This is a genomic window from Acinetobacter sp. ANC_7504 (assembly GCF_056779995.1).
In genome coordinates this window covers 41,189-54,781 of sequence record NZ_JBWYIZ010000009.1, presented here as the reverse complement: position 1 = coordinate 54,781, position 13,593 = coordinate 41,189, and the positions used below count along the sequence as shown (strand labels likewise).

At 40.6% G+C, this 13,593-nt stretch carries 13 protein-coding genes; 4 read left to right on the top strand and 9 right to left on the bottom strand.

The window, feature by feature from the left end; translation table 11 throughout:
* Positions 1-12: 12 nt before the first annotated feature.
* The 9 genes from AC1M9F_RS10400 to tviB all read right to left on the bottom strand — a co-directional run bounded on the left by AC1M9F_RS10400 (position 13) and on the right by tviB (position 8,692).
* A complete protein-coding gene (locus tag AC1M9F_RS10400) occupies positions 13-555 on the bottom strand; it encodes a serine O-acetyltransferase (protein WP_104498391.1) in 543 nt (180 codons plus the stop codon).
* Complete coding sequence (locus AC1M9F_RS10395; protein ID WP_481597722.1) at positions 549-1,715, bottom strand: glycosyltransferase family 4 protein; 1,167 nt, start codon at positions 1,713-1,715, stop codon at positions 549-551. The genes AC1M9F_RS10400 and AC1M9F_RS10395 overlap by 7 nt, the downstream gene beginning before the upstream one ends.
* The gene (locus AC1M9F_RS10390; protein ID WP_481597721.1) at positions 1,712-2,806 is read right to left on the bottom strand and encodes a glycosyltransferase; all 1,095 of its coding nucleotides are present in this window, start codon (positions 2,804-2,806) and stop codon (positions 1,712-1,714) included. Before AC1M9F_RS10390 ends, AC1M9F_RS10395 begins: the two co-directional genes overlap by 4 nt.
* Positions 2,803-3,921 carry a glycosyltransferase gene (locus AC1M9F_RS10385; protein ID WP_481597720.1) on the bottom strand — a complete coding sequence of 373 codons (1,119 nt, stop codon included), beginning with the start codon at positions 3,919-3,921 and terminating at the stop codon, positions 2,803-2,805. Before AC1M9F_RS10385 ends, AC1M9F_RS10390 begins: the two co-directional genes overlap by 4 nt.
* A gap of 29 nt (positions 3,922-3,950) precedes the next feature.
* The gene (locus tag AC1M9F_RS10380; protein ID WP_481597719.1) at positions 3,951-4,496 is read right to left on the bottom strand and encodes an acyltransferase; all 546 of its coding nucleotides are present in this window, start codon (positions 4,494-4,496) and stop codon (positions 3,951-3,953) included.
* A gap of 104 nt (positions 4,497-4,600) precedes the next feature.
* The gene (locus AC1M9F_RS10375) at positions 4,601-5,194 is read right to left on the bottom strand and encodes an acyltransferase (protein ID WP_481597718.1); all 594 of its coding nucleotides are present in this window, start codon (positions 5,192-5,194) and stop codon (positions 4,601-4,603) included.
* Complete coding sequence (locus AC1M9F_RS10370) at positions 5,194-6,366, bottom strand: lipopolysaccharide biosynthesis protein (protein ID WP_481597717.1); 1,173 nt, start codon at positions 6,364-6,366, stop codon at positions 5,194-5,196. Before AC1M9F_RS10370 ends, AC1M9F_RS10375 begins: the two co-directional genes overlap by 1 nt.
* A 10-nt stretch (positions 6,367-6,376) precedes the next feature.
* Positions 6,377-7,399 carry an NAD-dependent epimerase/dehydratase family protein gene (locus AC1M9F_RS10365; protein WP_481597716.1) on the bottom strand — a complete coding sequence of 341 codons (1,023 nt, stop codon included), beginning with the start codon at positions 7,397-7,399 and terminating at the stop codon, positions 6,377-6,379.
* Positions 7,400-7,414: 15 nt separating this feature from the next.
* Positions 7,415-8,692, bottom strand: a complete 1,278-nt coding sequence (gene tviB, locus AC1M9F_RS10360; RefSeq protein WP_481597715.1) for a Vi polysaccharide biosynthesis UDP-N-acetylglucosamine C-6 dehydrogenase TviB — start codon at positions 8,690-8,692, stop codon at positions 7,415-7,417.
* A gap of 240 nt (positions 8,693-8,932) precedes the next feature.
* Here tviB and AC1M9F_RS10355 point away from each other — a divergent pair, with 240 nt between their 5' ends.
* From AC1M9F_RS10355 to bamJ, 4 genes are all read left to right on the top strand, one after another.
* Positions 8,933-10,036 carry a polysaccharide biosynthesis/export family protein gene (locus AC1M9F_RS10355; RefSeq protein ID WP_481597714.1) on the top strand — a complete coding sequence of 368 codons (1,104 nt, stop codon included), beginning with the start codon at positions 8,933-8,935 and terminating at the stop codon, positions 10,034-10,036.
* Positions 10,036-10,464 carry a low molecular weight protein-tyrosine-phosphatase gene (locus AC1M9F_RS10350; RefSeq protein ID WP_481596467.1) on the top strand — a complete coding sequence of 143 codons (429 nt, stop codon included), beginning with the start codon at positions 10,036-10,038 and terminating at the stop codon, positions 10,462-10,464. Before AC1M9F_RS10355 ends, AC1M9F_RS10350 begins: the two co-directional genes overlap by 1 nt.
* Before the next feature lie 17 nt (positions 10,465-10,481).
* Entirely contained in the window at positions 10,482-12,668 is a 2,187-nt protein-coding gene (locus AC1M9F_RS10345; RefSeq protein ID WP_481597713.1) for a polysaccharide biosynthesis tyrosine autokinase, read from the top strand.
* 182 nt (positions 12,669-12,850) lie between these two features.
* On the top strand, positions 12,851-13,558 hold the full coding sequence (gene bamJ / locus AC1M9F_RS10340) for a BamJ family beta-barrel-assembly machinery protein (RefSeq protein WP_481597712.1): 708 nt from the start codon (positions 12,851-12,853) through the stop codon (positions 13,556-13,558).
* Positions 13,559-13,593 lie beyond the last annotated feature (35 nt).

Below are 13,593 nucleotides of genomic sequence, written 5' to 3'. Positions count from 1 at the left end.
TTCCTCTGCCCCTTAGTCAAGATCTGTCCAACGTCTATTTACAGATTGACCTGCATTATTCATGTGAATGACTTTGGCATAATTTCCTACAGCCGTAGCATTTTCAGGAATATCTTTCGTCACCACACTACCCGCGCCAATCGTTGAATTATCACCAATCGTAATTGATTCCACGATACAGACATGAGGTCCAATATAAACATTATTACCAATTTTGGCTGCTCGACGACCACCATTGGCACCAATCGTTGTGAATTGAGATAAATTGACGTTATGCCCAAGCTCTGCTGTGGGATTAATGACTAAAGGTCCACCATGTCCAATATATAAGCCATAGCCAATCTTAGTCGTGGTATGAATATCGATCCCATATTGCTTTCTTTTATAATAATAAATGGGATAAGCAAGTTTTGCTAAAAACGTTTTTGAACTAGCAATACGTAACCAAAATGAAAAATTAAAGCCGCGATTAAATAGGTAGTTTTTAATAAACAATTTAAAACTGACTTTTCCCGTATAACGATATAAATCGCTTTTGATGTATTTAATCAACATGCGCCAGACTCTAAATTGATATCGATGATTCCCATTTCAGCAAGCATATGTTTATTTACCTGATGCACATCATATTTATTCAGGGCAATTTCACGAGAACGCTGTCCCATGAATTCAATGAGTTTTGGATCTTCAATAAAATATTGCATGCTCTGTACCAAGTCATCGACTGATTTTACTTCGACCAAATAGCCATTTACACCATGCGATACGGTTTCACGACAGCCCGGTGCATCAGTGGTAATGATCGCACGTCCCATTGCCATGGCTTCTAACACCGTGCGTGGCGTGCCTTCACGATACGATGGCAAGACATAGACTGAGCTTTCTGCAATGGCAGGACGGACATCACTGAGTTTACCCCAATATTTCAGGCGACCATCGGCAATCCATTCATCCAGTTCAGCTTGCGAGATCGCAGATGGATTATCGTCAATCCAACCAACCAAATGAAATTCCGCTTCAGGATGCTTTTCTTTGATGATGCGTGCCGATTCAGCATATTCACGCACGCCTTTATCACCCAATAAACGAGCAATCAGTAAGAATGAGGCTTTGACCTGACCTTGCTGATTTTTTGGTAATGGCATGACATCAAAATCTTGTACATTGACGCCTGAACCATTCACTACCACAGTCGGTTTATTGGCTTCAAGTAAGTGTATGTCTTGGAACAGTTTTAAATCATCAGGATTTTGAAAAAACACTTTGTCGCTATGTTTTAAGGCTTGGGCATATAAGCCATGTACCATTTTTTGGAACAGACTGCGCTTGCCTGATTCCACATTTTGAAAGGCATAGCCAAGACCTGTAATCAACGCAAAACGATGCTGTACTTTGGCAAGCCATGACGCAAGCGTGCCATAAATCACCGGTTTAATGGTATACGACAGCACATAATCAGGCTGAATATGACGAATCTGTTGATACAGGTTTTTCAGCAGTTTTAAGTCCGCTAGTGGATTGGTACCAGTGCGTTGCATCGGAATTTCATGTAAGTGATAGCCAAGTGCTTGTAACTTTTTCTGTTCTTCGGGAAAGCTTGCAAAATCAGGTGCCATGATGTGAATTTCATAGCCTTGGGAAGCAATGGCTTCCAATAATTTGCCACGAAAATTCAGTACTGACGGCAAAAAACTACTGATCATTAAAAATTTCATGCCTGTTGGCTCCACACCTGCATATATTGACGGCTGACGGTTGCAATACTGAAATTCTGCTCGACCCGTTCACGCGTTGCTTGTTTTAAGCCTTGTTTTTCTGCCTTGGTTTTTTGTGCATACGCCAAAATCGCATCTGCCAAGGCTTGGGCATTTCTTGGTGGCACAATACTGCCTAAATCCTGCACAATGTATTTGGCATCACCCACATCTGTACTGATACACGGTAAACCCGATGCCATCGCTTCGACCAATACATTCGGAAAACCTTCCGTAATTGAGGTCATCAGAAATGCATCAATGGATTGATAAAAAGCCGGCATATCTGAAATTTGATCAAGCAAATGGACTTTTTGATGATCTAACTGATATTGCTCAAATAAGGCTTTAACGTCTGGGTTTTCTAAACTGGCGCCTGAACCTGCAATTTTAAAAATAATGTTTTCATTTTTAAGTAAACCCATGGTTTCAAACAAATATGGATAGCCTTTGGCATGTCTATACGTGCCTGCAAAACCGATCACGATCGGTTGATGCAACTGCGCATTCGGCTGAAATTTATCAAGAAATACACCATTGGCAATTACATGTTGATTGGCATTTTTAAAGCCATAATCGCTATGTTGCTGTTTAGATGAATGCGCACAGTAAATAATGGCGTTAGGTTGTTTCGATAAAACTTTACTTAAAGCGAGTGCGATTTTGGTACTGATCGATTCATCTTTTGGAGATGCCAATGAATGATGAATGCCCCACACCACATTGGGCTTTTGGGCTAAACCGATGACACTGAGACTGGTCAGCGCATTGGCATGGTACATCCAACATTGCACGGTTTTGGGTTGTAATTTTTTCAGTAAACCACGCAGTTTTTGAATCGTGCCCAAGGTATTTAGGCCATTCCACTGCAGTGCATAATATGACTGACAACGATCAAGCGTGCTTTGATAGACCTCGGAGGTTTTCATCAAAGCAATAATGACATGCTGATACTGATCTTCAGTATATTGAATCAAACGTGCCAACATCATCTCAGCACCACCGACGCCTGCAAAGTTGGTGATGACATGCACCATTAAGGGTTTAGTCATGCCTTTGACTCCAACAAATCTCGGTACTGATGCACCACGGTATCTTTATGGAATTGCAAACAATGTTGCTTAACGTCTTCAGCATCAAACTCGACATAGTCATGATACAGCGCTTGATGCATGGCATCGCTTAAGGCTTTTTGATCTTCACACGGCACCAAAAGACCAAACTTGCCATCTGCCAAAATTTCACGTGGACCACTTGGACAATCCGTACTGACCACTTTGACTTTTGACGCCAATGCTTGAATTAACACACCTGGTAAGCCTTCCCAATTCGAGCTTAAAACAAACAGCGAAGCATATTTAAAATACGCATACGGATTTGGATCAAAGCCCGGTAGATCCACCACGTCGGTTAAATTCAGCTCGCTAATTAAGGCTTCAAATTCAGCACGTAACTCACCTTCCCCCAAAATAATCAGACGGGTTTCAGGATGAATCTGATGCAATTCATGAAAGCTACGAATCAATAAACCAAAATTCTTGGCTTCGGTTAAACGACCAACCGCCAACACCACTTGATGACCTTGGCTAAAGAATCGATGTTGTACCGGTGCTTTGAGTTTTTGCAAATAACGACTATCAATCACAGGGTTATAAATGGTGCTGAGATTATCTTCAGCATAATGATAGTACTGCTTAAAATCATCCAATACACCATTCGATACACAGATCACTTGATCCGCACTGCAATAGGTCCAATTCACCAAACGGTTAAATACAAACTTTTTCAGCCCTGTCAGCTTCATATTTTTTGAGGGTGTCGACACTTCACGTAAAATCAGTTTACTCTGACTTTTTGCCAAACGTTTTGCAATGGCACAGACGATATTGCTATGACTTTGCGTGGCAATCACCGCATCATAAGGTATGGCTTTTAAAAGTTGTTTTAAAGGTTGAATGGCACGAAACACACGCCCGCAATTGAGGTCAATCAGCTGAATTTTAGAGTCGACTTCAGGCAGTAATTTGGCTTTTTCACCGCTTAAATCACAGACCACCACATCGACATCACGGCCTTGCTGTACCAAGTTATTTGCCAGTTGGATCACGGTACGCTCCGCACCGCCACCGCCTAAAGTTGGCAAGAAAAACATGATTTTATTCAGCATAGAACAACCTAAAATATGGGGAAAATGAATTAAGAGGATTTTTGCCGTTGCACTTGCATGGCCCGTTCAACACGCTGTTGATAATCGGTGATCCCAACCAAGTCGCTATCACTGGCGCAAGTACTTTGAATTTTGGTTTGATATTCGGCAAAGTTTGACACCACTTTGGCAGGTACACCAATCGCTACGGTATTGTCAGGAATATCTTTGGTGACCACCGAACCTGCACCAATCACCACATTGGAGCCAATACTCACACCCGGCATAATAATGCTATTTACACCAATAAATACATGCGAACCAACCTGAATTGGCGCAAAGCGTTGATAGCGTTTACCTTGTTCATCTTTGACCAAACAGGTACTGCCATCATGGGTAATAAACTTCACACCTGAAGTGACGGTGACGTGATCACCCATAGAGACTAAAAACGGTTCTGAGCCCCAATTTTTAATATAAATTCGACAGTTTTCACCGACTTTTACCCCCTTTCTACGTGCATATGCCACACTGCCTTTAGCCATAAAATAAGCTAAATCAAACAACTGTCGCAAAGCAGAAATAATAAATGCCATATACATGACCTATGTCAGGTGTCAAAAGAAGGAAAAATCACTGAATATTTTACGCTGAAAATTTACTTTAGGATATGAATGCCAAAGTCAGCATGATGACCTGATTATAGGTCTTTGATTTTCTTCACGGGACTGCCGACATAAACCCCAGCATCGTTAAGCGGTTTCGAGACTAAACTACAGGCACCAATTACGCTATTGCTTGGAATGTTCACTCCATCTAAAACAGTCACTCGTGCACCCAACCAAATATTTTCACCGAGGCTGACACCAAGTTTGGTAATCGCATCTTTGACCAAAAGGTCAGGCTCACCAAACTTATGATTACTCGCAATAATAATACTTTGTGTGCCAATTCGGGTGTTATCACCTATCGTCACACCACCACAGCCATTGATATACGATTTGGAATTGATACTGACATCTTGACCAATCACCACCTTGCCACCAAAGCATTTGATATAGCAGTTTTCACCAATAAAACTGTTGTCGGCGATCTCTAGCACAGCACCATTTTCAACAATCAGACTGACATGATCGCCAATATAAACATTGTTGCCGATCTTCACCTTTCCACTAATATCGACCGTACAGCCTTTGCCGAAATAGCGAAACTTCGTGCCAAACGCCATGTTATAAAATTGCTGACGACATTGTGCAGTGAACCAATTCATCAGTTTTAATAGTTTAAAAAACATCAGTTTCTGTTTCTCCACACCACATATAAAATGGCAAAGTTATAGATGATGAGTGCGACAGGCACTGCCAATAGCATATAAATTTTATCGTCAAATAAAACATATAAACCGGCAAATAATGCGAACTTAATGATCAGCTCAACAATTTGCAGTTTAAACAACACTTGGCTGTTACGCTTGGCAATTAAAAAAGCCGAGCTAGGCGGATTACAGAAAATCGCCCAATAGCCCAAGGCTAAAATTTGGAAATAGCTTGAGATGCCGACCCATTCAGTGCCAAAAACCCATAAATATAGGGATTCAGGCAAGATAAAGAAAGTGGCAAATAAAGGCAGAGAAACCAAGCTTAACAGCACACTTGCCTTCAAGGCATTTTGATTTGAATCTGTGGTTTTAAACTTACGAATAAAGAATTGACGTAGGGTTTGTGAAATCAGATTGATCGGTACACGCAAAGTCCGCTCGACAATGGCATAGAAACCCATCGCCTGCACACCGACAAAATGCGACAACACATAGTAGGGTAAATTATGCGAGCAACTATTTAACAACGCATGTGGCGTATTAGCATATATAAAATCTTTATAATTTTTAAATGCCTGCCAACTGACTTGATAGAGTTGATGTTTCAACAGATAAATCAACACCACCACAATCATGATGATCGAGCTGACGTTGTAGCTGTTCACTAAACTGATCTGCATCACAAGCGGTAAAGACAGTTGCACCGCCACCACAATTGCACTGCGCAAAATATTTAAACCTGCACAGAAATATTCTTTATGTGCAGAAAATTGATAATTATATAGGCTTTGAATCAGGGTATTGGCAAGCACACCTGTTGCAACAGCCCCTGCCATATCAACATTTAAAATAAAACTAATGAAAATGCCACTGATGATTGCAATGACCGTTGAGAACACCGCCCCTTCAAAAATCAGGCTTTTTTTATCCTGTTCTTCAGCAACCAATAAGGCTTGATCCAGACGTAAATTCGCCACCGTGGATAAAACACTGACAATGGCTAATGCAATCCCATACGCACCAAATTCCGCAACAGAATATAGGCGCGTTAAAACAGGAAGTGCGATAAATGTCATTATCGCACCTGCCAATAAACTTAAGGTAATCAGCCCAATCGACTGATACTTTGCGAACAGTTTCGCAATCATCTGCTCAAGATCATTTTAAGTTATTGACGTACCAACGCATTGCCAATTGAATACCTTCAGCGATTTTAAATTCAGGTGCATAACCCAAATGTTGCTGAATTTTGGCAATACTCGCTTGTGAATGACGGACATCACCAGCACGGAAATCACGGTATACCGGATCACGCTCAAACTGCACATCATTTTCCGCAAGTGCTACTTGAATCGCGCGATATAATTCATTCAATGTCGTACGGTCACCGACTGCTACGTTATAGACTTGATTCTTCGCTTCATCTGATGCTGTTGCTGCCAAAATATTGGCTTGTACTGTATTGTCGATAAAACAGAAATCACGACTGGTTTCACCATCGCCATTGATGAAGACATCTTCACCATCAATCATCGATGCCGTCCATTTTGGAATCACTGCCGCATAAGCACCGTTTGGATCTTGGCGTTTACCAAACACGTTGAAGTAACGTAAACCAATGGCTTTAAAGCCGTAGCTCCGAGCAAATACATCGGCATACAGCTCATTCACATATTTAGTCACCGCATAAGGTGACAATGGATTGCCAATATTTTCTTCGACTTTTGGCAATGCAGGATGATCGCCATAGGTTGAGCTACTTGCCGCATAAGTAAAGCTTGCAACAGCGGCATCACGTGCCGCAGTCAGCATATTGAGGAAACCACTGATATTGGTTTCATTGGTGGTGATCGGGTCTGCAATTGAACGTGGTACTGAACCCAGAGCCGCTTGATGCAAAACATAATCCACACCGGCACAGGCTTTTTGACAATCGGCAAATTGACGGATGTCACCTTCAATAAAGCTGAATTTCGCCCACTGCTCTGTGGTCACAGATGCTTGCACTTCATCTAAATTATACTGATGACCTGTAGCAAAGTTATCTAAACCCACCACAGTTTGATCAAGCTTGAGTAAAGTTTCTAAAAGGTTTGAGCCGATAAAACCTGCAACGCCTGTTACCAGCCATGTTTTTGGCTGTACTTTCAGTTGCTCACATACCTGTTGAAATTGATTCATGAAAAATATGTCCTCTTACAAACGCAAATCAGATTCGGCTTGAGATAACACATATTTCAAGTCATACAATACATGTTCAGATTTACCCAAAGCACGGATAGCATCTGCACCCATCGCTTTAAACTGATCATGTGCCACCGCTAAAATCACGGCATCATATTTGCCATTTTCTAAAGTCGAAATTGGCTGAATGCCATATTCATGCTTAGCTTCTTGAGCATCAATCCATGGGTCATAGACATCGGCATCAATATGATATTCTTTGAGTTCATTCACGATATCAATGATGCGGGTATTGCGAATATCGGGGCAGTTTTCTTTAAAGCTGAGACCCAAAATCAGGACTTTGGCATCTTCCACCTGAATGCGTTTTTTTAGCATGGCTTTCACAAGCTGAGTCACCACATACGCACCCATGCCATCATTGAGACGACGACCTGCCAAAATAATTTCAGGATGATAGCCAATCGCTTGGGCTTTATGGGTTAAATAGTACGGATCCACACCGATACAGTGACCACCCACTAGACCCGGACGGAAAGGTAAGAAATTCCATTTCGTGCCAGCCGCTTGCAGCACCGCTTCGGTATCAATGCCCATTTTATTAAAGATCACTGCAAGCTCATTGATCAGCGCGATGTTCACGTCACGTTGGGTGTTTTCAATCACTTTAGCTGCTTCAGCGACTTTGATACTCGCTGCTTTATGGGTACCAGCTTCAATAATCAAGTTATAAACTTCATCGACAAAGTCAGCGACTTCTGGCGTTGAACCTGAAGTGATTTTTAAAATATTGGTGACACGGTGCAATTTATCACCTGGGTTAATACGCTCAGGACTATAACCTGCAAAGAAGTCTTGGTTAAATTTAAGACCTGATGCTTTTTCTAGTTCAGGAATACAGATTTCTTCTGTCGCACCTGGGTATACCGTAGATTCATAGACCACCACATCGCCTTTTTTCAGAACTTGCCCAATACTTTGCGATGCTTTAACAAGTGGGATAAGATCTGGCTGTTTATATTCATCAATTGGTGTGGGCACTGTGACAATATATAAATTACAGTCTTTTAGATCTTCTAAATTCGCACTATAAATCAACTGCGTAGACTGCGCTAACTCTTCTGATGAAACCTCTAATGTATAGTCATGCCCCTTACGCAACTCATCAATGCGTTTTTGATGGATATCAAAGCCCACGACAGGAACTTTTTTACCAAACTCAACAGCGAGCGGTAAACCGACGTAACCCAATCCGATAATGGCAATTTTTAGATTATAGAGATCATACATCTCTGAAGCCTTATATATGCTCTAAAATGGATATTCTACATCATTAATAGTTTGATAAAAATTACTCTTATTAAACTCCTTTAAGTCAGAGAAGTTATACTTTCTGCATTTAAAACATAAAGATAGCTTGGGTAAGATATATTTATTGTTTTAATTGGTATAAAATGTCGCTTAACTTTATATAGTTAAGTTAAGATTAATTTTTGAATAATCATAAATGTATACAATATAGGAATACGAGTGAGTCACTATCGTTATAGTTTGCTGTTGGCATTAAGTTTAAGCTTTACAGGATGTGCTGTTACCTCAGGTCTTCAAACCTATGACTTACCTGAAGAAGGTGTTTTTCAGACGGATTTGGGCACTCAAGTCAATGTCATCAAACTCACTCAAGAGTCCCTTTTTGCTGTTCAACCTGCACAAGTCAATGTTCACCAAGATTTGGGACATTTGTTTCTACAAAATCAAAAACAATATCTACTCAGTGCTGGTGACGTATTATCCATTTATCTATGGGCATATCCAGAAATTACACCGCCCACCAATACCATTAATAATGAAGAAGCCATTAAATCCAATGGCTATCAAATCGACTCTCGTGGGTATATTCAATTTCCGATTATTGGACGTTATAAAGCGGCTGGCAAAAGTTTAGATCAAGTGAATCAAGAACTTCGTCAGTTACTTGCCCGTTATTTAAAAACACCTGATGTCATCGCTCGAGTTTTGTCTTACCAAGGTCAACGTTATTCAGTACAGGGCAATGTCATGAAAGGTGGTCAATATACACTAAATGATCAACCCACCAGTATCTATACGGCGCTTGGCTTAGCTGGTGGCGTCAACACACAATTTGGTGCGAATACATCGATTAGCCTCGTTCGAAATGGTCAAACTTATAATTTAAATTCGATTGAACTTGAGAAAGCAGGGTTTTCGCTACACAATCTTTTGGTGCAAGCTAACGATACGATTTATGTCAACTCTCGCGAAAACCAAAAAATCTATGTCATGGGTGAGTCAGGTAAAAACCAGTCCCTGCCGATGCGTGATCAAGGCATGACTTTGAGTGATGTGATTGGGGAGAGCTTAGGCCTGAATCCATTGTCAGCAAGCAGCAGTAAAATTTACGTCGTTAGAAGTCAAAGTGACTCACCTATGACTGAAATCTTTCATATGGATCTGTCTAGCATTGCTAATTTTGGTCTCGCTAATCAGTTTAAAATGCAAAGTAATGATATTGTTTATATCGATGCAACGGGTCTAACGCGCTGGCAACGTGTGGTCAACCAGGTTATTCCTTTCTCCAATGCTTTATATAATTTAGATCGTTTGGGGAATTGATGAATTTTCAAAATATTTTAGTGGTCTGTATTGGAAATATCTGTCGAAGCCCCATGGCAGAATATTTCCTAAAAGATGTGTACCCTGATCGAAACATACACTCTGCTGGGATTTCTGGTCTAGTTGGTCATCCTGCAGATGATAAAGCATTACAATGTATGCAAAATTTCGGTATAAATATGCAAGATCATGTGGCGCGCAAACTGAATGCTGAATTGGTCAAAAATGCGGATTTGATTCTTGTCATGAGCCAGAACCAACAGAAGCATATCGAACAAACATGGCCATACGCAAAAGGAAAAACCTTTCGCTTGGGGCACTGGCGTGAAAAAAATATTGCGGATCCTTACCAACACGATCAAGCATTCTTTAATGACACCTGTCAGTTGATTCAGGATTGTATCGCTGATTGGAAAAAACACCTTTAATATTTTGAATAAAGATTATGAGTCAAAACGCGAATACCGAAGATACAATTGATTTAAAAGAATTATTTTTTTCATTAATCGCACAATGGAAACTGATTGCCTTGTGTGTGATTTTGAGTCTGGTCTGTGCCCTACTCTACTTGCGTACAACACCAGATACCTACGCTGTTGATGCTTTGGTCCAAGTTGAAGAAAGTAAAGGTACATCAGCTGCACTTTTGGGTGATCTCTCAAGTATGATTGAGCAGAAACAACCCGCTCAAGCAGAAATTGAAATCTTGAAATCTCGATTAGTCCTCGGTTCAGTAATCAATCAATTGAATCTTGATTTAAAAATTGAAGGTACTCAAAACTCATTTTTCGATCGGTTGTTTGCACCACATGACTATTCGACCAATTATTCACGTCAATCTGTGATTTTTAACGATGACGAACAATCTTTTGCGATTCCCCATTTCCATGTTCCTCAGAAATTTCGTGACCGTGCATTGGCACTTAATTTTACTGAGAAACAATTTACCCTGACGGATATAAAAACCGAAGAAGTGGTGCTAAAAGGTTCAGTAAACCAACTCAATCAAAGCTCTACCCGTGATGGCGTATGGAAAGTTGAGATTCGTACACAAGATCAATTGAATGACCGGTATCTCATCACCAAACAGTCTTTGCCTGCTGCGATGAAATCACTTTTGGCTAACTATTCAGTGGCTGAAAAAGGGAAAATGACTGGTGTTTTAGGATTAAACTATCAAGGTCAAGATAAAGAGCATATTACAAAAGTCCTGAATACGATTTTAAATGCGTATAGTCAGCAAAATGTAGAGCGACGTTCTGCCGAAACTGCGCAAACGCTCAAATTCTTGGATGAACAACTCCCAGAACTAAAACAACAACTGGATGTCGCCGAACGTGAATTTAACAAATTCCGTCAAGGCTTTAATACGGTTGATGTCACCAAAGAATCTGAATTGTATCTTACGCAAAGTGTTGCCTTAGAAACACAAAAAGCAGAACTTGAGCAAAAAGTCGCTGAAGCGGGTGCGAAATACACCAATGAACATCCAATCATGCAACAAATGAACGCTCAACTTGGCGCGATCAATAAAAAAATTAATGAATTGGATGGCACATTAAAACAACTCCCTGACTTGCAACGTCGCTATCTACAGTTATTCCGCGAAGTTGAAGTCAAACAACAGTTATATACAGCTTTACTTAATTCGTACCAACAACTTCGAATTGCGAAAGCGGGTGAAATTGGTAATGTTCGAATTGTTGATACTGCCGTAGAACCGATTGAACCGATTAAACCTAAGAAACTTATTGTTTTAGTTTTATCAATATTTGTCGGCGGTTTCCTCGGGACACTTCTGGCGCTGTTACGTAATATGATGCGTTCAGGCATTAAAGACTCAAGTCAAATTGAAAATGAATTGGATCTGCCAGTGTATGCAACAGTACCGCGTTCTCCAGTGCAAGAAAGCCGCATTAAGATGCTGAAAAAGCATAAGAAAATCCCAATTCTGGCCATTAAGAATAGCGATGATATTGCGATTGAGAGTTTACGCAGTATGCGCACGGCGATTCATTTTGCGCTGAGTTCAGCTCGAAATAATGTGATTATGATTTCTGGTCCTGCACCTGAAGTGGGTAAATCATTTATTTCAACCAATTTAGCAACAATATTAGCGCAAGCCGACAAACGTGTTTTGATTATTGATGCTGACTTACGTCGTGGTTATCTACACAAATATTTCAATATTGAAACACAGCCAGGTTTGACTGATTACATGACAGATCAGCACTCTCTACAAAATATTATTCGAGACACTGAAGTCGCTGGTTTAAGTGTGATCACTCGTGGTAAGAGTCCGAGCAATCCATCTGAGATGTTGAGTTCTGAAAAATTCAAACAGTTGCTTGAACAACTTTCAACACAGTTTGATCATGTGATCATTGACACGCCACCTGTACTTGCGGTGACTGACGGTATTATCATTTCGCAATATGCAGGTGTGAATTTGGTCATTGCTCGCTATGCGAAGACACAAATGAAAGAACTCGAAATCACAGTCAATCGTTTCGAACAAGCCGGTGTGAAAGTGAATGGCTTTATTTTAAATGACATTCAACGTAATGCGGCAGGTTATGGCTATGGCTATAACTATGCGTATGCGTATAAAGCCTCAAAGGACAATGATTAATTATTGTTGAATAAAGGCCTGATCTATTCAGGCTTTTTTTATGCCGATCAAACACTGTATATTTGTGAAATTTTGTTGATTTCATTGAAATTCTATATCGCTGAAAGTGAATTGACGCTATGCTGTTTTGGTTCCGCGATTTTAGAATGTCGCACATAGAATTGAAAAAAATTGGAAATCTCATGAGTAAAGCTTTACCCATCGCTGTTGCTGTCGTTTTAGGCGGTGCTGCGCTCGTCCCTGTTTATTATGCAAGTCAACATCCAACATCTGCGACAGTTTCTAGCATGACTGCTGATGCAAAACCGATTGATAAAATCAGTTATGCACTGGGTTATGAAGTTGCCAGCCAAACTCCTCCTGAAGTTGCCATTGATCCGTTTATTGTCGGTGTCCGTGAAGCGCATGCTAAAAAAGAACGTGCCTATACCGATGAAGAACTGCAAACTGCCTATGTGGCTTTACAAAAAGAATTAGAAGAAAAGAAAGTCGAGGACTCTAAAGCTGCCGATGCACAAAGCAATAGCTTCCTGACTGAAAATGCAAAAAAACCGAATGTTAAAACAACTGCTTCTGGTTTGCAGTATCTCGTCAGCAAAGAAGGTACAGGCAAACAACCTGCTGCAAACTCCGTGGTTAAAGTGCATTACACCGGTAAATTACTTGATGGCAAAGTCTTTGATAGCTCGGTTGAACGTGGTGAACCGATTGAATTTCCGTTGAATCAGGTCATCCCTGGTTGGACCGAAGGCCTACAATTGATGAAGGAAGGCGGTAAAGCAACCTTATATATTCCATCAAAGCTGGCTTATGGTGAACAGGGTGTTCCTGGTACGATTCCACCAAACAGCACGCTCATTTTTGATGTTGAATTAATCGAAGTCAAATAAGTTAATCAAAAGGAGAGCCCTCAGCTCTCCTTTTT